The sequence below is a fragment of the Brevundimonas sp. P7753 genome (assembly GCF_013386595.1).
GTDB classification, from domain to species: Bacteria; Pseudomonadota; Alphaproteobacteria; order Caulobacterales; family Caulobacteraceae; genus Brevundimonas; species Brevundimonas bullata.
The window spans coordinates 1-18,772 of the sequence record NZ_JACARP010000004.1; the positions used below are offsets into that span (position 1 = coordinate 1).

At 67.0% G+C, this 18,772-nt stretch carries 16 protein-coding genes; 5 read left to right on the forward strand and 11 right to left on the reverse strand.

Going from position 1 to position 18,772, the window contains the following annotated elements; translation table 11 throughout:
* On the forward strand, positions 1 to 576 hold a 576-nt coding region (locus HX774_RS00705; protein ID WP_178823359.1), incomplete at its 5' end, for a DUF4893 domain-containing protein.
* Between the two features lie 6 nt (positions 577 to 582).
* Here HX774_RS00705 and HX774_RS00710 read toward each other — a convergent pair.
* Positions 583 to 1,806, reverse strand: coding sequence for a hypothetical protein (locus HX774_RS00710; protein WP_178823361.1), 1,224 nt, complete (start codon positions 1,804 to 1,806; stop codon positions 583 to 585).
* Between the two features lie 132 nt (positions 1,807 to 1,938).
* Here HX774_RS00710 and HX774_RS00715 point away from each other — a divergent pair, with 132 nt between their 5' ends.
* Positions 1,939 to 2,343: a hypothetical protein gene (locus HX774_RS00715; protein ID WP_114817530.1), complete on the forward strand. Its 405-nt coding sequence runs from the start codon at positions 1,939 to 1,941 to the stop codon at positions 2,341 to 2,343.
* Between the two features lie 2 nt (positions 2,344 to 2,345).
* Here the strand turns inward: HX774_RS00715 and HX774_RS00720 are convergent, their stop codons facing one another.
* Positions 2,346 to 3,065, reverse strand: coding sequence for a Crp/Fnr family transcriptional regulator (locus HX774_RS00720; protein WP_178823364.1), 720 nt, complete (start codon positions 3,063 to 3,065; stop codon positions 2,346 to 2,348).
* 161 nt (positions 3,066 to 3,226) lie between these two features.
* On the opposite strand from HX774_RS00720, the gene HX774_RS00725 reads away from it, so the two are divergent.
* Positions 3,227 to 3,427 (forward strand): hypothetical protein, encoded by a 201-nt coding sequence (locus HX774_RS00725; RefSeq protein WP_178823366.1) that lies wholly within the window; start codon positions 3,227 to 3,229, stop codon positions 3,425 to 3,427.
* Here HX774_RS00725 and HX774_RS00730 read toward each other — a convergent pair.
* The 3 genes from HX774_RS00730 to HX774_RS00740 form a co-directional block, all read right to left on the reverse strand.
* Positions 3,424 to 3,657 carry a hypothetical protein gene (locus tag HX774_RS00730; RefSeq protein ID WP_178823368.1) on the reverse strand — a complete coding sequence of 78 codons (234 nt, stop codon included), beginning with the start codon at positions 3,655 to 3,657 and terminating at the stop codon, positions 3,424 to 3,426. The two genes, HX774_RS00725 and HX774_RS00730, sit on opposite strands and share 4 nt — an antisense overlap.
* Before the next feature lie 65 nt (positions 3,658 to 3,722).
* The gene (locus HX774_RS00735) at positions 3,723 to 5,375 is read right to left on the reverse strand and encodes a serine hydrolase (RefSeq protein ID WP_178823370.1); all 1,653 of its coding nucleotides are present in this window, start codon (positions 5,373 to 5,375) and stop codon (positions 3,723 to 3,725) included.
* Between the two features lie 197 nt (positions 5,376 to 5,572).
* On the reverse strand, positions 5,573 to 7,483 hold the full coding sequence (locus HX774_RS00740; RefSeq protein WP_178823372.1) for a BCCT family transporter: 1,911 nt from the start codon (positions 7,481 to 7,483) through the stop codon (positions 5,573 to 5,575).
* A 150-nt stretch (positions 7,484 to 7,633) separates the two neighbouring features.
* Here HX774_RS00740 and HX774_RS00745 point away from each other — a divergent pair, with 150 nt between their 5' ends.
* Positions 7,634 to 9,913: a TonB-dependent receptor domain-containing protein gene (locus HX774_RS00745; RefSeq protein ID WP_178823374.1), complete on the forward strand. Its 2,280-nt coding sequence runs from the start codon at positions 7,634 to 7,636 to the stop codon at positions 9,911 to 9,913.
* A 3-nt stretch (positions 9,914 to 9,916) separates the two neighbouring features.
* On the opposite strand, the gene HX774_RS00750 is transcribed toward HX774_RS00745, so the two are convergent.
* A complete protein-coding gene (locus HX774_RS00750; RefSeq protein WP_178823376.1) occupies positions 9,917 to 10,561 on the reverse strand; it encodes a LysE family translocator in 645 nt (214 codons plus the stop codon).
* A gap of 169 nt (positions 10,562 to 10,730) precedes the next feature.
* Here HX774_RS00750 and clpB point away from each other — a divergent pair, with 169 nt between their 5' ends.
* The gene (gene clpB / locus HX774_RS00755; protein ID WP_178823378.1) at positions 10,731 to 13,319 is read left to right on the forward strand and encodes an ATP-dependent chaperone ClpB; all 2,589 of its coding nucleotides are present in this window, start codon (positions 10,731 to 10,733) and stop codon (positions 13,317 to 13,319) included.
* A gap of 69 nt (positions 13,320 to 13,388) precedes the next feature.
* Here clpB and HX774_RS00760 read toward each other — a convergent pair whose 3' ends face one another.
* The 5 genes from HX774_RS00760 to HX774_RS00780 form a co-directional block, all read right to left on the reverse strand.
* Entirely contained in the window at positions 13,389 to 14,450 is a 1,062-nt protein-coding gene (locus tag HX774_RS00760) for a type I restriction enzyme HsdR N-terminal domain-containing protein (RefSeq protein ID WP_178823380.1), read from the reverse strand.
* Positions 14,451 to 14,500: 50 nt separating this feature from the next.
* On the reverse strand, positions 14,501 to 14,857 hold the full coding sequence (locus HX774_RS00765; protein ID WP_178823382.1) for a YciI family protein: 357 nt from the start codon (positions 14,855 to 14,857) through the stop codon (positions 14,501 to 14,503).
* Between the two features lie 251 nt (positions 14,858 to 15,108).
* Positions 15,109 to 16,506 carry a dihydrolipoyl dehydrogenase gene (gene lpdA / locus HX774_RS00770; protein ID WP_178823384.1) on the reverse strand — a complete coding sequence of 466 codons (1,398 nt, stop codon included), beginning with the start codon at positions 16,504 to 16,506 and terminating at the stop codon, positions 15,109 to 15,111.
* 1 nt (position 16,507) lies between these two features.
* Positions 16,508 to 16,975 carry a hypothetical protein gene (locus HX774_RS00775; protein WP_178823386.1) on the reverse strand — a complete coding sequence of 156 codons (468 nt, stop codon included), beginning with the start codon at positions 16,973 to 16,975 and terminating at the stop codon, positions 16,508 to 16,510.
* Positions 16,976 to 17,127: 152 nt separating this feature from the next.
* Complete coding sequence (locus tag HX774_RS00780) at positions 17,128 to 18,771, reverse strand: 2-oxo acid dehydrogenase subunit E2 (RefSeq protein WP_178823388.1); 1,644 nt, start codon at positions 18,769 to 18,771, stop codon at positions 17,128 to 17,130.
* Position 18,772 lies beyond the last annotated feature (1 nt).

Here is an 18,772-nt window from a genome sequence, read left to right on the forward strand (position 1 = left end):
ATAACGGTCGCGGTCGGCGGCGCCGTGCTCAGCGACTGGCGCGGGGTCATCACCGCCGCCGACCGCGACCGTTATCAGCGCCGCGACGCCGCCTGGACCCTGGCCCTGCAACAGGCCAAACGTCAGCCCGGATCGGGCGATCTGTCCAGTCTGGGCGACCTGATCGAGCCGGGCGCGGCGCGTCCCTCGGTGACGCCGCCCGTCGGCGCCTACCGCTGCCGCACCGTCAAGCTGGGCTCGCAGGGCGGTGATGAGGGCCTAGGCTATGTCGTCTATGGCTGGTTCGCCTGCCGCATTGAGCAGACCTCGGCCGGGCTGAAATTCTCCAAGCTGACCGGGTCGCAGCGCCCCAGCGGTCTGCTCTTCCCCGAGAACGACCGTCACATGGTCTTCCTGGGTTCGATGGCCCTGGCCTCCGAACCCGCCGCCCGCTCCTATGGCCAGCGACCTGAACGCGACATGGTCGCCGTGGTCGAGCGCATCGGCGAACGCCGCTGGCGCATGGTCATCCCCTGGCCGGCGAACGAGTCCAATCTGGACCTGATCGAACTGGTCCCGGCGCCCGCACGGCGGTAGGGCCGCTCAAGCGGTCCGGTATTCCGGATAGCGCCGCCAGTGCTTGATCAGGATGTTGCCATAGGTGCCCAGCGCTGGCAGCGGGTCCAGGGGATCAAAGACGGCGTGGCTGCACTGAACAGCGTCGACGGCGATCTGCGTCAGCCGCCGCAGCGCCTCGCCCGGCGTCGCCTGGCCGCGCCTGATCTGCTTGCCCAGCAGGGTCAGGTCGCCCTTGGTCCAGACATAGCGCACCCCGCGCTGATAGACGGCCCAGGGATCGGCGGGCGGCTCAATGGCCTGTCCCAAGGCCAGCTTCAGCCCCCAGACGCTGTGCGGCAGGCCGGCGCATTCCGAAATCCGTCCCAGGCTGACGCGCGGATTGACCTCCATGAAGGTCACGGCCCCGGTCGTCGGACAGACGATGAACTGAGCGCAGCCGGTCGAGGAATAGGCCAGGTGCGCCGCCAGTCTCTCGACCCCCTCGCGCACCAGGGGCGTCGGCTCGACCGTCACGCCATAGGTGGTGTAGCCGGTGCCGTCGTACTCGTGGGTGCGCGCCGCCTTGATCTCGACCGCCCCCAGCAGCCGTCCGCGATCGGCGCTGAAGATGACGCTGTGGCGCGGGCCGGTCAGGTATTTCTGGACGATCAACTCGGGGTGGATGTCCGGCCAGTGCGGCATGGTGACGGCCAGCTGCGCCGCATCCGCGATGATCAGCGCCTTGCGGTCGAACAACTCGGCGTCGACCACGGCCGGCTTGACGATCAGGGGATAGCCTATGGCCTCGGCGGCCGCGAACAGGCTCTCCATGTCGCGCACCCGCCGATAGGGCGCCAGGGCGACGCCCAGGGTCTCGCACAGCTCGAACATCGCCGTCTTGTTCATGCAGGTCTCGACCGTCTCGGCCTCGGGCATGATCAGCCGCCCGCGCGCCTCGAACGCGGCCCGGTGGCGCGTCATGAAGCGCGAGCCCGCCTCGCTGACCGGCTGAATGACGTCGACGGGGTGGCGGTCCAGCCAGTTCAGGATGACCGGCAGGGCCTCGTCCGTGCCCGGCTCCAGCGGCGAATGGCGGAAGGACCCGCTCACATGGCGCGACCATTCCAGATAGTTGCTGGAGATCGAAACCCCGGCGAAGACCTGGCAGCCCGCCTGGTTCAGGGCCTTGGCCACGGGAAAGGCCATGCGCGCATCGCCGACCAGCAGGACGCGCAGGGCTGACAACTGAGAACGGGGTTCGCCAATCATCGCGGCTGACTAGGCCGCTCAAGTTGTGCGGTAAATCGAATACGCCTGTGGCGAGATGTCGCCGGGTCGTGCTTGACCGCCGCCGTTCGCGGCGTCCACCCTGCGCGCCTTTAGATTTCAGGGGAGGCGCGGATGCGCGGCGTGGGTTTCACTATCGGTTCGGTCATCGCTGTCGGCGTGCTGATCGCCGTCGTTCTGGTCGGCTTCCCGACCTACAACGTCTATTCCAAGCAGATGGCGGGCAAGGCGGCCTACGAAGAGGCGGTGCAGAACCGTCGCATCCGCGTGCTGGAGGCCCAGGCCGCCCTGGACTCGGCCAAGCTGACCGCCGCCGCCGAGATCGAGCGCGCCAAGGGCGCCAATGAGGCCAACCGCATCATGGCCCAGGCCCTGGGCGGACCCGAGGCCTATCTGCGCTGGTCCTACATCAACATGCTGCAGGAAACCGCCGGCAAGGAAGGCCGCCAGACCATCTACATCCCCACCGAGGCCGGCATGCCCATCCTCGAAGCCGGCCAGCGTCCGCCGGCGCGCTGAGGCTAGACCGGCTGCGAATGCAGCCGCAGATAGGTCGGGTCGAACTCGGCGATCTGCGACAGGCGCGGCCAGTCCAGAATCTCGACCTGAGGATTGCTCCAGCGAACCAGGCCCTCGCGCCGCAGTTCCGCGATCAAGCGGTTGACGTGCACGGTCGACAGACCGAGCGCGTCGCTCAGGACCGTCTGGGTCAGCGGCAGGTTGAAGGTCTGGCCTTCGGTCAGGCCGACAGCGCTCAGGCGCGTGAAGAGTTCGCACACCAGGTGCGCCAGATGGCCCAGGCCGCTACGCCGCCCCATGGCCACCAGCCACTGGCGATGGATGGCGGCGTCGACGATGGTGTCCAGCCACAGCAGCCGCGTCAGGTGGGCGTGCTCCTCGGTCAGGCGCCGCAGGCGGCTGTGCGGCGCATGGGCGATGACGCAGGGCGTCAGCGTCACCACGCCGTGATCCATCTGCTTCATCAGCAGGCTGTGAAGATCGACGAAGTCGCCGGCGACATTGATCTCGGTAATCTGACGACGCCCGTCCGACAGGGTGGAATAGCGCGCGGTGAAGCCTTCCAGCAGCAGGATGCTGTGCTCGGCATAGGCGTGCTCCAGCACGATGTCGACGTGCGCATCCACCTTCCGCGGCGGGTCCAGGACCTCGGCCAGGGCGGCGATTTCGCTGGCCGACACCACGTCGCGCCGCGTGAGTTTTTCGATCAAGGCGTTGGTCATTTGGAAAGGCCGAAAAGCAAGCAGGTCTGCAAACGTTCGGCGAGGTTAAGCGTTGCCATAGCCGTTTCAGGTTTTGCAGATTCTCGAACTTACATATGTGAATGCGGAGGAAACTGAACGGCCTAGGTTGCCAAGGCGCGGCGCTCGCGCGGAGAAGCCGCTTGAAAGCCTATATCTGTCTGATCACGGTCCGCGCGGGTCAGGTGCCCCACCTTCGGCACATCGAATGCGCCGACGACGACGCGATCCCGAAATCGCTGACGCCCTTGTTGACCGAATGGCCGCAGGTGCATCGGATCGAGGTGTTCGATGATGATCGCCTGGCCTTTGCTGCAGACGCGCCGAACCTGACGCCGGCCTAGTTCGACGGCGGGCTGGCGCAGGTGGTCAGCCTGACCACTTCTGCCTGGTTGTCGTCGGTCACGATCACCCTGAAGCGACGGGACTTCCAGAAGGCCCGGCCCTGATAGCGCAGGATCTCACCCATCGTGTCCAGAGCGACGGCGCGCGCGGCTTCCATATCGGCCAGTTCCTGGCCGTCCTCATCCGGGATCAGGTGTCCGTTTTCGGTGTGAAAGAAATAGCGCGGCACGTAGGGGCTCCTCCTGAAAACTCTGAACTAGAAGCCCTGCGCGCCGCGTTTTGTTCAATCGTGGCTCACACCCGCGTCAGCCGCAGGTCCTGATAGTCGTAAGAGAAGTCGATGTCGGGCGACACGCCCTTGACCGTGGCGGTCGCGGGCTTGGCCGTGGCGATGTTGAAGGTGATGAAGGCGTCCTCTTCGCGCTTGTCGGGGAAGCGGGTGCGGAAGGTTTCGCCGTCATAGGGCTCCAGCCAGCCCTGCAGCGCCGGGGTGTGGGTGAAGCGCAGCCACAGGCCGGTCTTGCGGTTGCGGCCGCGCCCCTCGGTCTTCTGTTCAATGACGATGTCGCCATACCAGGGGTCGCGCCAGGTCCCGACATAGGCGTCCAGCGGCATGGAGGGCGGTGCGCCCGCCGCCTGCTTGGCGTCGATCTCGACGGCGGCCTTCAGCGACTTCTCGGTCCCCTCGGCCTCGCGCTTTTTCGAGTCGGCGATCCAGTCGACGTCGACCTGGTTCATGGCGATGTCCGACAGGCCCGAGCGCAGGGCGCGCAGCAGGAAGCTCTCCTCGGCGTTGGTGAAGACCGAGAAGCCGATCTTGCGGCCCGGGATCAGCACCGTGGCCGAGATGCCGCCGGGCGAGCCGCCGCCGTGGGTGGCCAGACGCTCGCCGCGATAGTCCTGCACCTGCAAGCCCATGGCGTAGGTCGAGGCCACCGCCCGGTTGGGCAGCTCCGCCGTCGGTCCGTTTGACGAGGAGACGATGATGTTGGGCTTGTACATCTCGCGCGCAGCGGCTTCCGAGAACAGCCGCGACCCGTCGGCCAGCTTGCCGTCGTTCAGGCGCACGGCGATCCACTTGGCCCAGTCGTGGGCGCTGGCGCAGATGCCGCCCGCCGCCGCCGCCGAATCCCAGTTCCACACCTCGACGATGGACTCGGCGATCTGGGTCATCGCGCCTTGGTAGCGCAGCGGCGGCCCGACGCGGCCGTGGGGCAGGGCGCTCTTTTTCGGATCAGCCAGGCGCGCCAGGGGCACGCTCTCGCTCATGCCCACCTTGTCGAAGATGCGGGTCTGGACAAAGTCCTCCCACGACAGGCCGGACACCTTCTCGATCACCGCGCCCGCCACCACGAACATCAGGTTGCAGTAGTGGTAGTCCTCGCGGAACCCGTCCTCGATGGGCACGAAGGCGGCATGGGCCAGGACCTCGGCGCGCGTCCGGTCGCTGTTGGGCCAGAACAGCAGGTCCCCGGCGCCCAGACCGAACCCGGCGCGGTGGCTCAGGGTGTCGCGCACGGTGATGCGTTCGCCCACCATCGGGTCAGACAGGGTGAAGCCCGGCAGATAGGTCCTGATCGGCTCGTCCCACTTCACCTTGCCCTCGTCGACCAGGATGGCCAGGCAGGCGGCGGTGACGTTCTTGGAGTTTGAGGCGATGGCGAACAGGGTGTGTTCGTCGGCGGGCTCGGCCTTGCCCTGACGCCGCACGCCATAGCCCTTGGCCAGCACCGTCTTGCCCTCGCGCACCAGGGCCAGGGACACGGCGGGCTGCTCGGGCCAGGCCGCCATGCAGCGCTGCACCCAGGCGTCGGCGGCGGCGGCGATCTCCTCGTCGGTGCGCGTGTCGGCGCGGACCTGGGCCAGAGCCAGACCGGGCAGGGCGGCGCTGGAGGCGGCGACGGCGGAGGAAATCAGCGCCGCGCGGCGCGACAGACGGATGGACATGGGCAGGCTCCCGACAACAGAACGGCGACGCTAACGCCGCCGGTCCGCCGGGCCAAGGGGTGATCCCCTCACAACCGCTCATCCCGGCGTCCGCCGGGATCCAGTGCTTTGGCTACAGACGCGAGGATGGCGACAGGGCGATGGCCGCCGCTCTCACTGGACCCCGGCGTCCGCCGGGGTGAGCGGAAATTTGGGGTTCAGGCCGCCAGCCGCCACCGTTGCAGATGTTCCAGCACGTCGGCCACGATCTGCGCCCGCGTAAAGCCGGTGACGTCTCGGGCGCGCGTGCCGTCCCCCGTCTGGGCCGTCATCCGCCATTCGAGCGCCCGGCGCCCCTCCGGCGCCTCCAGCGCGGTCAGGGCCGGCAGAGGCCGCGACCGGGCGCCGATGCGATAGAGGAAGTCGCGGCCATTGGCGTGTTCGACCACCAGCCAGACGCCGGTCTCGTCCATCTCGACCCGACTGTTCTCCAGCCCGCCCTCGACCAGGGCGTCGCGCACCTCGACCAGGGCCGGCGCGCCCTGTCTTTCGATCTGACGGGCGATGTCCTTGCGGCTGGCGGGGGCGAAGATGCGTTTCAGCCGCTCTCGGATCGGCGGCGCCTCGGTCTCGATCGCCTCGCCCTTGAGGTCGGCGTCCATCTGCCGCGCCAGTCCGAAGGCCAGCAGGATCATGATGACCGCAAACGGCAGGGCCGCCACCAGGGTCGCGGCCTGAAGCGCGCCCAGACCCCCCGCCAGCAGCAGCAGGGCCGCCGTCAGCCCCAGAAGCCCGCACCAGTAGACCCGCTGCCAGCGCGGCGTCTCCTCGGCTCCGCCCGACGCAATGGTGTCGATGACCAGCGAGCCGGAATCGGCCGAGGTGACGAAGAAGACGGCCACCAGGGCCACCGCCAGGGTCGAGGTGATGGCCGTGCCCGGCAGGTATTCCAGGAAGTGGAACAGGGCCGTCGACAGGTCGGCCTGCACCGCGTCCGAAATGGCGCCGCCTGCTATGCCGAGGTCCAGGCCCATGGCCGAGTTGCCGAAGACCGTCATCCACAGGAAGGTGAAGGCGGTCGGCACCAGCAGCACGCCGATGACGAACTCCCGCACCGTCCGCCCGCGCGAGATGCGGGCGATGAACATCCCCACGAACGGCGACCAGGCGATCCACCAGGCCCAGTAGAACAGGGTCCAGTCCGCCATCCAGGCCCGCGGCTCATAGGCGTAGAGGGTGAAGGTGCGGACGAAGAAGTGATCCAGATAGAGGCCGAAATTCTGCACATAGGCCCGCAGCAGGAACAGGGTCGGCCCCACCGCCAGCACGAACAGCATCAGGCAGACGGCCAGGACCAGGTTCAGCTCGGACAGCCGCCGCACCCCCTTGTCCACCCCGGTCAGCACCGAGATGGTTGCCGCCCCCATGACCACGACGATCAGCCCGACCTGCACCGTCACCGTATTGGGCAGGCCCGTCACATAGTTCAGGCCCGAGGTGATCTGGGCCACGCCCAGGCCCAGGGAGGTTGCGATGCCGAACAGGGTGCCGCAGATGGCGAAGATGTCGACCGCGTCGCCGATCGGCCCGTTGATCCGCTTGCCCAGCAGCGGATAGAGCCCCGACCGCATGGTCAGCGGCAGGCCCTTCCGGTGGGCGAAATAGGCCAGGCTCAACCCCACCACGGCATAGATGGCCCAGGCGTGGACGCCCCAGTGGGTATAGGTGATGACCATGGCCTCGCGCGCGGCGTCGACCGTGCCGGGCGCCGCCTCGGGCGGGGCGATATAGTGCTGCACCGGCTCGGCCACGGCGAAATACATCAGGCCGATGCCCATGCCTGCTGCGAACAGCATGGCCAGCCACGAGACATAGGGGAAGTCCGGCTCCGCGTCGTCCGGCCCCAGCTTCAGCCGCCCGGTCGGCCCCACGGCCAGAACGGTGACGAACAGCAGGAAGCCCGCGACCACGGCCACGTAGAACCAGCCGAAGGTGTCGATCACCCAGGCCTGGGCCGCGCCGAAAATCAGGTCGGACGTCGATGGCGCGATCAGGGCGATGAGGAGCAGGGCGCCCGCGATGGCGCTGGCCCCCCAGAAGACCCGGGGGTTCATCTTGGTCGTGAGCATGGGTCCCTAGCGCACGGCGACGCTTGGGGTTCCATGCCGCGTCACAGAGCGGCCACCGGCATGAAGAAGATGTAACTGTGGTCGGCGACGACCGGCTGATAGTCGCTGCGTTCGAGGGGGCGTCGAGGGGACGTCCGCAGGGACGCGACCATGTCGAAACTGAAGCTTGCTCCGCTGCTGGGCGCCGTTCTGGCCTTGCCGGCGGGCGCCGTCCTGGCCGCCCAGACGCCGCCGCCCGCGGCTGGAACCCAGCAGGCCCAGACGCCCCCGGCGACGCCGGCCCCGCAGGACGCTGAGGACAAGGACGAACCCGCCACCGTGGGCGACGTCGTCGTCACCGCCCGCGCCAACGACGTGCGGACCTCCATCGATTCCATCAGCTACAGCCTGGCCGACGATCTTCAGGCCGCCAACGGCACCCTGGCCGAGGCCCTGCGCAACCTGCCCTCCGTCGATGTCGATCCCCAGGGCAATGTCTCCCTGCGCGGCGACAGCAATGTCACCATCCTGGTCGACGGCCGCCCCTCGGCCATCCTGTCCGGGCCGAACCGCGCCGACGCCGTCCTGCAACTGCCCGGCAGCCGCTATGCGCGGATCGAGGTCATGACCAATCCCTCCGCCGCCTACAGCCCCGAGGGCTCCGGCGGCGTCATCAACCTGATCACCAAGCCGACCCCGCCGGCCGCTGTCGGAGCCCCCGGCGCGCCCGCCACGACGACCACCACCGGCTCCCTGCGGGTCAATGTCGGCGACAACGGGCGGTGGAACCTCGGCGCCAGCGGCTCGCGCCAGCGCGGCAAGCTGACCCTGACCGGCGACGTCAACTATCGCTACGACGATCAGAACTTCGCCTTCGACCGGCTGCGGGAACAGCTCGACCCCGTCACCGGCGCCGTCACCTCCACGACCACGACGGTCCAGGAGAGCGACATGATTCAGAAGGGGGTCTTCGCCCGGCTCGCCGCTGAATACCGCCTGACCGACAAGACGATGCTGACCGGCGAGCTGCGCGCCAACCGCTTCGAGGCTGATTCCGAGGCCTGGGGGCTGTTCGAAACGCGCGATGCGTCGGGCGCTCTGACCTCGGCCTACGCCCGCGACGGCGTGGGCGGCTTCAGCATGGACGGTTGGGGCGCCACCGCCCGCGTCCTGCATCAGTTCGACACCTCGGGCCATGAGTGGTCCAACGAGCTGCGCTACGACCGCAACGACCATGAGAACACGTCGCTGAACGCCAACGTATTCTCGGTTCCGGCGTCGCCGACGCTGTACGAGCAGCAGAGCAACCTCAGCGCTCAGGAAACGGTCGGCTTCACCAGCGCCTATACCCGCCCGATGGACGACGGCTCCAAGCTGCGCGCCGGTTATGAGCTGAGCCTCAGCCGCCCGGATCAGGACGCCGTGCTTCGGCGCGGCCCGTCGGAGGCCGCCCTGGCCCCCGTGCCGAGCCTGAGCAACCGCTTCGAGGCCGAACAGACGGTCCACGCCCTCTACGCCACCTATGAGCGCCCGTTCGGCGAGAAGCTGTCGGCCCAGTTCGGCCTGCGCCTGGAGCAGGCTGAAGTCGAGGTCGAGGACGTCACCAACGCCGTACGCGCCTCTCAGGACTACTTCCGCGCCTATCCGACCGGCCACGTCCAGTACAAGCTGACGGATACCCAAACCCTGCGCGCCAGCTATTCGCGCCGTATCCAGCGGCCCCAGCCGACCCAGCTCAACCCCTTCGTGAGCTACGGCGACCCGCTGAACCTGCGCTCGGGCAACCCCGACCTGGAGCCGCAGGAGACGGACAGCTTCGAGGCCATGTGGCAGATGCGGCGCGGGCAGAGCTTCTATCAGGCCACCGCCTACTACCGCGACACGACCAAGGCCTTCACCGACGTGGCGACCGACGTCGGCGGCGGTGTCCTGCTGACCCGGCCCGAGAACCTGGGCGCCCGGCGCGACCTCGGCGTCGAAGTGACCGCCAGCGGTCGCCTGCACCCGACCCTGCGCTACAACGCCAGCCTCAACGCCTTCCGTCAGGAGATCGACGCCGCCGGCATCCCCGGCGCACGGGACCGTGAGAGCGACCTGGTGACGGGCCGCCTCAGCCTGAACTGGCAGGCCACGCCCAAGGACTTCGTCCAGGTCATGGGCTTCTGGCAGGGCGACCAGCTGCTGGCGCAAGGCACCCGCGAGAGCGGCGGGATGGTCAATCTGGGCTATCGCCGCAAGCTCAACGAGACCCTGTCGCTGCAGTTCACCGCGCGCGACATCCTCAACTCCTTCGGCGGCGCCACCACCTATGACACCCCCCTGTTCCGCGAGCGCGTCGATCAGGACATCAACCTGCGCGCCTTCTACCTGGGTCTGACCTGGTCCTTCGGCGGCGGTCCCCGCAAGCCCGAGCCGCAGTTCGACTTCTCGACCGGCCCGACCGGGGGCTGATCATCAGGCCCGCGTCTCCCAGGCGGTCCAGACCGCGACGGCGACCAGGCCCAGGGCCATGGCGGCGCGCATCCTCGGCCCCTGGGCGCGGGTCAGCAGGGCGCCGCCCGCCCGCGCCGCCGTCAGCACGATGACCGAGTGGACGATGACGCTGACCACGACATGCAGGCTCCCCAGCGTCAGGGCCTGCGCCAGCAGCGGCCCCTGCGCCGGTCGGATGAAGCCGGGCAACAGGACGACATAGAGCAGGGCCGCCTTGGGGTTCAGCAGGTTGCCGATCAGCCCCCGCCGGAACAGGGCGCGCCGCCGCGTCTCGATGGGCGCCGCGTCCGCGCCGTCCCCGGTGCTGCGCCAGGCGTCCCAGGCCAGCCACAGCAGGAAGCCCACCCCGGCCCAGCGGATGGTCTGATAGAGGGCGGGCCACAGCAGCACCACCTCGGTCAGGCCGAAGGCGGCGGCGACCATCCACAGCGTCAGCCCCAGGGTGATCCCGGCCACCGCCGCCAGCCCCGCCGTCCGGCCCTGTGACAGCGAGACGATCGCCAGCCAGCCCATGTTCGGCCCCGGCGTCAGCTCCATCAGCGCCACCGCCGCCAGGAAGGGCAGGACGACCGTCGGATCGACCGGCACGTGCGTCAGAAATTCCATCAGGGCCTCCTGCGGCTACGCTAGGCCTTGATGGCGGCGTACATCAATCGCGGGTGACGGGGCTTGCGTGGCCGATCCGCCACACCCACCTCGGTTTGACACAACTCAAGGCGTCGCTTCGTCGAAGGGCGCTTTGATGGTTTTCCGCCTTCCGAGGGGACTGCACACCATGAATCTCGACCTCTATTCCGACCGCGCCAAACAGGCCGTCCAATCCGCCCAGTCGCTGGCGCTCGCCCGGCGGCACCAGCAGTTCGCGCCCGAGCACCTGCTGAAGGTGCTGCTGGAGGAACGCGACGGCCTGGCCCGCAAGCTGATCGATCAGGCCGGCGGCGACCCGTCCGCCGTCGAACTCGTCACCGAGGGCCTGCTGAAGAAGCGGCCTCAGGTCGAGGGCGGCTCGGGCCAGCTCTATCTGGACGGCGACACCGCCCGCGTCTTCAGCGCGGCAGAAGAGGCCTCGAAAAAGGCAGGCGACGCCTTCGTCACCACCGAACGCCTGCTGGCCGCTATCGCCAAGGAGGGCGGGGCCGCCGCCGAGGCGCTGAAATCCGCCGGCGTCACGCCCAAGAAGCTGGATGAAGCCGTCGCCGAGATGCGCAAGGGCAAGACCGCCGACAGCGCCGGCGCCGAGGACAGCTACGACGCCCTGAAACGCTACGCCCGCGACCTGACCGAGGCCGCGCGCGACGGCAAGGTCGACCCGGTCATCGGCCGCGACGAGGAGATCCGCCGCACCATTCAGGTCCTGGCCCGTCGCACCAAGAACAACCCCGTCCTGATCGGGGAGCCCGGCGTCGGCAAGACCGCCATCGTCGAAGGCCTGGCCCTGCGCATAGTCAACGGCGATGTGCCGGAAAGCCTGAAGGACAAGAAGGTCCTGTCGCTCGACATGGGCAGCCTGATCGCGGGCGCCAAATACCGCGGCGAGTTCGAGGAGCGGCTGAAAGCCGTGCTGAACGAGGTGGCCCAGGCCGAGGGCGGCATCGTCCTCTTCATCGACGAGATGCACACCCTGGTCGGCGCCGGCAAGGGCGACGGGGCCATGGACGCCTCCAACCTCTTGAAGCCCGCTCTGGCGCGCGGCGAACTGCACTGCGTCGGCGCCACCACGCTGGACGAGTACCGCAAGCACGTCGAGAAGGACGCGGCCCTGGCCCGTCGCTTCCAGCCGGTCTTCGTCGCCGAACCCACCGTCGAGGACACGGTGTCGATCCTGCGCGGCCTGAAAGAAAAGTACGAGGTCCACCACGGGGTGCGCATCTCGGACAGCGCCATCGTCGCCGCCGCCACCCTGTCGAACCGCTACATCACCGACCGCTTCCTGCCGGACAAGGCCATCGACCTGATCGACGAGGCCGCCAGCCGCGTGCGCATGGCCGTCGATTCCAAGCCCGAGGCGCTGGACGAAATCGACCGTCGCCTGGTCCAACTCAAGATCGAGCGCGAGGCCCTGAAGAAGGAAAGCGACAGCGCCTCGCAGCAGCGTCTGGAGAAGATCGACGACGAGATCCTCGACCTCGAAGGCCAGTCGGACGACATGACCGCCCGCTGGAAATCGGAAAAGGCCAAGGTCGGCCAAGGCGCGCAACTGCGCGAGACCCTGGACCGTCTGCGCGCCGAACTGGCCGCTGCCCAGCGCGCCGGCGACCTGGGCCGCGCTTCAGAGATCGCCTACGGCCAGATTCCGCAGCTGGAACGCCAGCTGGCCGATGCCGAAGCCGCTGAGAAACCTGCCGAAGGCCCCCTGACCCCCGAGGTCGTCGACGCCGAGCAGATCGCCGCCGTCGTCAGCCGTTGGACCGGCGTCCCCGTCGACAAGATGCTGGAAGGCGAGCGCGAGAAGCTGCTCAAGATGGAGGATGAACTGGGCCGCCGCGTGGTCGGTCAGGACGAGGCGCTGGAAGCCGTGTCCGACGCCGTGCGCCGCGCCCGCGCCGGGCTGAACGACCCCAACAAGCCGCTGGGCAGCTTCCTCTTCCTCGGCCCGACGGGCGTGGGCAAGACCGAGCTGACCAAGGCCCTGGCCGGCTATCTGTTCGACGACGACAACGCCATCACCCGCATCGACATGTCCGAATACATGGAGAAGCACTCGGTCAGTCGCCTGATCGGCGCCCCTCCGGGCTATGTCGGCTATGACGAGGGCGGCGCCCTGACCGAGGCCGTGCGTCGTCGCCCCTATCAGGTCATCCTGTTCGACGAGGTCGAAAAGGCCCACCCCGACGTCTTCAACGTGCTGTTGCAGGTGCTGGACGACGGTCGCCTGACCGATGGGCAAGGCCGCACCATCGACTTCAAGAACACCCTGATCATCATGACCTCCAACCTGGGCAGCCAATATCTGGCCGACCAGCCCGAGGGCGAGGATGTCGAGGCCGTGCGTCCCCTGGTCATGGAACAGGTCCGCGCCCACTTCCGGCCCGAGTTCCTGAACCGCATCGACGAGATCATCCTGTTCCACCGCCTCGGCCGCGAACAGATGGGCGGCATCGTCCGCATCCAGCTGGCGCGTCTGGAGAAGCTGATGGCCGACCGTCGCCTGACGCTGGCGCTGGACGACAGCGCCCTCAACTGGCTCGCCGACAAGGGCTACGACCCCGTCTACGGTGCCCGCCCCCTCAAGCGCGTCATCCAGAAGGAACTGGTCGACCCCATGGCCAAGAAACTCCTGGCCGGCGAGATCGAGGACGGCAGCGTGGTGGCCGTGTCAGCGGGTGAGGATGGTCTGGAGATCGGGAAGGCGCGGGTGCATTAGGGCTTGCCATCTGTTCCCGGGGGGCGCGAAAGCGGCCCCCGGGTGTGGGGCGCGGGACCCCCGTGCCTCTTATTGTATTATCTCGATTTTAATGACGCCGACTTGCTCTATCATCAACGGTATCGGGATTATTGATGTTTGGGTGGACATCATAAGGGAGTAATCGCCTATGATCTGACTATTGTGTGCATAAATTGTGGCGCTCACGCGGGCGTCTATGGTCATGCCGAAAGGGATTCTCATAGGTGTCCAGGTCGAAAGGTCGAAAATTTCTTCGCCTTCGACTACAGTCGTTTTCATCACTCCTGTTATTAATGTAGGCGCGTCAGGTGTGGTTGAGATGAACTGATCATCTGTTTCAAATATAATCGAAGATAAGCCTTTGGAGTTGAGCCACTCCTGTATCCGCGCGTTCGAGCTTCTAAATTCGCACTCCATTTGGAGCCGGCCGTCTGATCCTCTGCGGCACCATCCACGCGAAATATGGTTTGTTAGGTTGGCGATAGCGCTAAGGTGCTGCTCCATCCCGGGAGCGTTTGTCTCAACTTGATGAGGGATTGCTTCGCCAGCACCGAGCCGGAGGGTCGTCCCATATGTGCGTGCTACAGGAAGGCCGGGAGTCCAGGTCGGGAGAGGCAGGTGTCGCCGGAAGCCGGTGGGCGATAGAAGTGCTTCAATTTCAAGCCACCGATTGGCGATTTCTTCAAATCTGAACGTCAAGATCACATCGGCTATATCGCGGGCGATGCTTCGATAGATTCGTGTTTCCCGACCATTGCTAAGAACGAAAAGCGCTGCAGCGACGTTCGGGTGTAGGGCGTAGCTTTGAGCTTGCTCGAAATCGTCTACTGACAAGATCTGAGATGGAGGCTTGGCTTCCAGGACCCAGCGACCATGGGCAGCGCATTCCATTACATAGTCCGGTTTGCCCGTGATCGGATGATCGGTTGGCTTTTTTCGGCCTAGAAACAAAAATCGATACCGAAGAAGACCTTCCCGCAGAATGTTATTTTCTGTGCCCGCCTGATATCCAAGGGCGCGCAGCATCGGATCCAGCAGTTCGCCACGCACGTCTGACTCATTGAACAGGTCAAAGTTGAGCTGACGAGGATTAAATGCATCGGTGATCATGCACTGTGAGGTAGCAAGATTCGTGGCGGAACTCTGCTATCTTAGCTACCTCACCCCAGCACCGGCATCACCTCCACCCCGTCGCAGACGAAGATGCTCATGTGCGGGTGGCCCTCGAACAGGCGGGCCGCCGCCTCGTGGCTGTCGGCGCGCACCACCATGAAGACGGTCAGCAGGTTGACCACGTCCGTCACGGCGCCGTCGTCGTCGATGCGTTTGGTCGGGCCCAGCGGGCCGCCCTGAAAGACGATGGAGTCGCGGTGCGCCTCTTCCCAGGCGGCGACGGCGGCCACGCCGACGCGGGCCGTCTCGGCCTGCTCGGCCTCGCTCTTGGCGCGCCAGGCCCGCCACTTGGGGCCGGTCTTGTCGCTGGTGAAGACGGCCAGGTAATGGGTCTCGGCGCTCATCGAAGCCTCCCGTTTGCGGGAGGGTCGGACTTTCGTTCGACGAGGGCAAGCGGGACCGGTTCCTTCTCCCCTTGAGGGAGAAGGTGGGCGCCGGAGGCGCTCGGATGAGGGGTGTCAGCGCTGAGGGGTCAGGAAGAAGAATGGCGGCGCCTGAGCGAGCAAGCGGCGGCACACCCCTCATCCGTCATGCTCCGCACGACACCTTCTCCCACAAGGGGAGAAGGAAGAACGCGCTCAAGCAGCGAGCGACTTTAGATATGAATCGCGTGGCCCAGTGCCCGCAGGCTGGCCTCGTGGAAGGCTTCGCCCAGGGTCGGGTGGACGTGGATGGTTCCGGCCACGTCTTCCAGCACGGCGCCCATTTCCAGCATCTGGGCGAAGCTGTTGGACATCTCGGACACGTGCTGGCCGACGGCCTGGAGGCCCAGGATGCGGTGGTCGGTCTTGGAGGCGATGACCCGCACGAAGCCGCCGTCCTCGCCGGCCTCGATGGCCAGGGCGCGGCCGATGGCGGCGAAGGGGAAGATGGACTGGATCACATCGTCGCGGCCCTCGACATCCTGCGGACCGAGGCCCGCCGAGACGATTTCCGGCTCGGTGAAGCAGACGGCGGCGATGGTTACGGGATCGAAGACGCGGTCATGGCCCGCGATGATTTCCGCCACGACCTCGCCCTGGGCCGAGCCCTTGTGCGCCAGCATGGGTTCGCCGGTCAGGTCGCCGACGGCCCAGACGTTCTTCATGCTGGTGGCGCAGCGCTTGTCGATCTTGACGAACGGGCCGTCCATGGCCACGCCCATGGTCTCCAGACCCCAGCCCTTGGTGCGCGGACGACGGCCGACCGTCACCAGCACCTTGTCGGCGTCCAGCTGCATCGGATTGCCGTCCTTGTCGGTGACGTTCAGCTTGCCGTCCCCAAAGCCCCCGGCGCGGGCGCCGAGGAACAGCTCGACGCCGTGCTTCTCCAGCCACTTCTGCACCGGGTCGGTCAGGGCCTTGTCGTAGAGCGGCAGCAGGCGGTCGGCCATTTCGACGATGGCGACCTCGGCGCCCAGCTTGCGGAACGCGATGCCCAGCTCCAGGCCGATATAGCCGCCGCCGACGACGACCAGCTTCTTGGGCACGTCCGGCAGGCTCAGGGCTTCGGTCGAGGAGATGACGTCGCCGCCAAACGGCAGGAAGGGCAGCTCGACCGGCTCCGACCCCGTGGCCAGGATGACGTGTTCGGCTGTGATGAGGATGGGGCCGTCGGCGGTCTCGACGCGGCAGGTCTTGGCGTCGGTGAACTCGGCCCAGCCCTTGACGACCTTGACCTTGGCCTTCTTCAGCAGGGCGGCGACGCCGGCGTTCAGCTTCTTGACGATGCCGTCCTTCCATTCGACCGTCTTGGACAGGTCGATGGCCGGGGCCGACGCGGTGATGCCGAGCGTGCCGTCGCCGGCGGCTTTGCGCACCGTCTCATACTTGCTCGCCGCGTGGATGATGGCCTTGGACGGAATGCAGCCGACGTTAAGGCAGGTCCCCCCCAGGCCGTCGCCGCCGTCCACCAGAACGGTGTCCAGCCCCAGCTGGCCACAACGGATGCCCGCGACATAGCCGCCGGTGCCGGCGCCGATGATGAGGACTTTGGTTTTCAGGGTCTGGGTCATTCTAGTGTCTCGATAGAGATTGGTTGGCTCTTGCCGCTCGCCAATCGCTCATGAAGCTGTCGATGTAGTCTGCGTCAGCCCTCAAAACATAGAGCCAACGATTGTCTGCCAGACCGTCGGGGTTCGCCATAACTATGACCTTCAATCCGTTGCGAGGCGGACTATCGGACTGATCGTCCATGAGGAAGAACCAGTTGGTGCAAGCCCCTGCCTCAAACGACAGTCGGAAAGGCTCAGAAGGCTTAGGACCCCAGATTGCCATGGTAGGTCTGATGGTGAAGTCGAGGTTGTCCCCGTACTGATCGTGCAGCACGACGTTCTCGACTTGCGCCTCATAGACGCTAGTGACCGCGTGAAGGTCCCGCGTCCGCGCCGCTACCTGATCCCCTGGTGCTGGAGTGCAGGCGAGAGTAGGCGCGGCACTGAGTGTCGCGAGCATGGTGGCGATGATCAGAGCGCCAGTCTTCATCTGCTGCCTCCTCCTTCCGCTCATCCCGGCGGACGCCGGGATCCAGTGCTTTGACCCAAAAGCGCGGGCCGATTGATGGACCGCTTGCCCGGTACAAGAACTGGGCTCCGGCGTCCGCCGGGATGAGCGGGAAGGGGAAGCGCTGCTTCCCCTTAGTTCATCCAGAGCGTGGCCGGGTGCTCCAGCAACCCCTTGATGCGCTGCACGAAGACCGCGGCATCATGCCCGTCGACGATACGGTGATCGAAGCTGGACGACAGGTTCATCATCTTGCGCACGACCATCTGGCCGTCCTTGACCACCACGCGTTCGGCGATCTTGTTCGGGCCGACGATGGCGACCTCGGGGTGGTTGATGATCGGCGTGTGAACCACGCCGCCCAGCGTTCCCAGCGAGGTGATGGTGATGGTCGAACCGGACAGCTCCTCGCGCTTGGCCGAGCCATCCTTGGCCGCGCCCGAGACGCGGGCAATTTCCAGGGCGGTGGCGTAGGGGTCCAGCGCCTCGGCGTGGCGGACGACCGGCACCATCAGGCCGTTCGGCGTCTGGGCGGCGATGCCCAGGTGGACCGGGGCGTGCGTGGTCAGCACCCCAGCCTCGTCGTCATAGTGGCTGTTGATCGTCGGCTGGTCGCGCAGGGCCACGACGATGGCGCGGGCGATGAAGGGCAGGACGTTCAGCTTGGGCTGGTCCTTGGCCTTGGTGGCGTTCAGGTGGGCGCGCAGTTCCTCCACCGCCGTCATGTCGATTTCCTCGACATAGGTGATGTGCGGGATGCGACGCACGCTCTCGGCCATCTTCTCCGCGATCTTGCGGCGCAGTCCGATGATCTTGGTCTCGGTGGCGCCTTCGGCGCGGGCGTAGGTCGAGGAGGGCGCGCCACTGGTCGCGGCGGGCAGCGAACCCCCGCGCGCGACGAAGGCGTCCAGGTCTTCATGCTGGATGCGGCCGGCGGGACCCGAGCCCGGCATGAAGGCCAGGTCGATGCCCAGATCACGGGCGCGGTTGCGCACGGCGGGCGAGGCCAGGGCGCGTTCGCCCGGCTGACGGCCGGTCATGGCTGGGAGGGGCTTGGCCTCGGCCTTGGGCGCAGGAGCCGGAGCAGCCTTGGCGACCGGAGCGGGTGCGGCCTTCTCGGCCTTGGCGACAGGCGCAGCGGCCGCAGCCGGAGCAGCGGCGACATTGCCCTTGCCCTGGACCTTGAAGCTGACCAGAGGCCCGCCGACGGGGACCTGTTGGCCCGCCTCGCCGTGCAGGGCGACGACGACGCCGTTGATCGGGCTGGTGATCTCGACCGTGGCCTTGTCGGTCATGATGTCGGCGAGGATCTGATCCTCCTCGACCGCGTCGCCGACCTTGACGTGCCAGCCGACCAGCTCGGCCTCGGCCGTGCCTTCGCCCACGTCCGGCAGTTTGAACACGTAGTTGGCGCCGGCGGCGGCCGGGGCGCTGACTGGGGCGGCTTCCACTTTCGGCGCCTCGACGGCGACAGGGGTCGGCTCGGATTTGGCGACGGGGGCTGGTGCCGGCTCGGCGTCGGCGGCATTGCCCGCGCCCTCGACCTCGAACTCGACCAGGGGGCCGCGCACCGGCACCATCTGGCCCGGCTCGCCGTGGATGGCAGTGACCTTGCCGCTGACCGGGGCGGTGATTTCCACCGTGGCCTTGTCGGTCATGATGTCGGCGACGATCTGGTCTTCCTCGACCAAGTCGCCGACCGCGATGTGCCAGGCGACCAGTTCGGCCTCGGCGGTGCCTTCGCCCACGTCGGGCAGCTTGAAGACGAAACGACCCATA

What these genes read in the sequence shown, in the direction of transcription:
- HX774_RS00720 (WP_178823364.1), bottom strand. Translation starts at nt 3,065, where the DNA reads ATGACCAACGCCTTGATCGAAAAACTCACGCGGCGCGACGTGGTGTCG.
- HX774_RS00775 (WP_178823386.1), bottom strand. Translation starts at nt 16,975, where the DNA reads ATGAAGACTGGCGCTCTGATCATCGCCACCATGCTCGCGACACTCAGT.
- HX774_RS00745 (WP_178823374.1), top strand. Translation starts at nt 7,634, where the DNA reads ATGTCGAAACTGAAGCTTGCTCCGCTGCTGGGCGCCGTTCTGGCCTTG.
- HX774_RS00780 (WP_178823388.1), bottom strand. Translation starts at nt 18,771, where the DNA reads ATGGGTCGTTTCGTCTTCAAGCTGCCCGACGTGGGCGAAGGCACCGCC.
- HX774_RS00765 (WP_178823382.1), bottom strand. Translation starts at nt 14,857, where the DNA reads ATGAGCGCCGAGACCCATTACCTGGCCGTCTTCACCAGCGACAAGACC.
- lpdA (WP_178823384.1), bottom strand. Translation starts at nt 16,506, where the DNA reads ATGACCCAGACCCTGAAAACCAAAGTCCTCATCATCGGCGCCGGCACC.
- HX774_RS00760 (WP_178823380.1), bottom strand. Translation starts at nt 14,450, where the DNA reads ATGATCACCGATGCATTTAATCCTCGTCAGCTCAACTTTGACCTGTTC.
- clpB (WP_178823378.1), top strand. Translation starts at nt 10,731, where the DNA reads ATGAATCTCGACCTCTATTCCGACCGCGCCAAACAGGCCGTCCAATCC.
- HX774_RS00715 (WP_114817530.1), top strand. Translation starts at nt 1,939, where the DNA reads ATGCGCGGCGTGGGTTTCACTATCGGTTCGGTCATCGCTGTCGGCGTG.
- HX774_RS00750 (WP_178823376.1), bottom strand. Translation starts at nt 10,561, where the DNA reads ATGGAATTTCTGACGCACGTGCCGGTCGATCCGACGGTCGTCCTGCCC.
- HX774_RS00735 (WP_178823370.1), bottom strand. Translation starts at nt 5,375, where the DNA reads ATGTCCATCCGTCTGTCGCGCCGCGCGGCGCTGATTTCCTCCGCCGTC.
- HX774_RS00710 (WP_178823361.1), bottom strand. Translation starts at nt 1,806, where the DNA reads ATGATTGGCGAACCCCGTTCTCAGTTGTCAGCCCTGCGCGTCCTGCTG.
- HX774_RS00740 (WP_178823372.1), bottom strand. Translation starts at nt 7,483, where the DNA reads ATGCTCACGACCAAGATGAACCCCCGGGTCTTCTGGGGGGCCAGCGCC.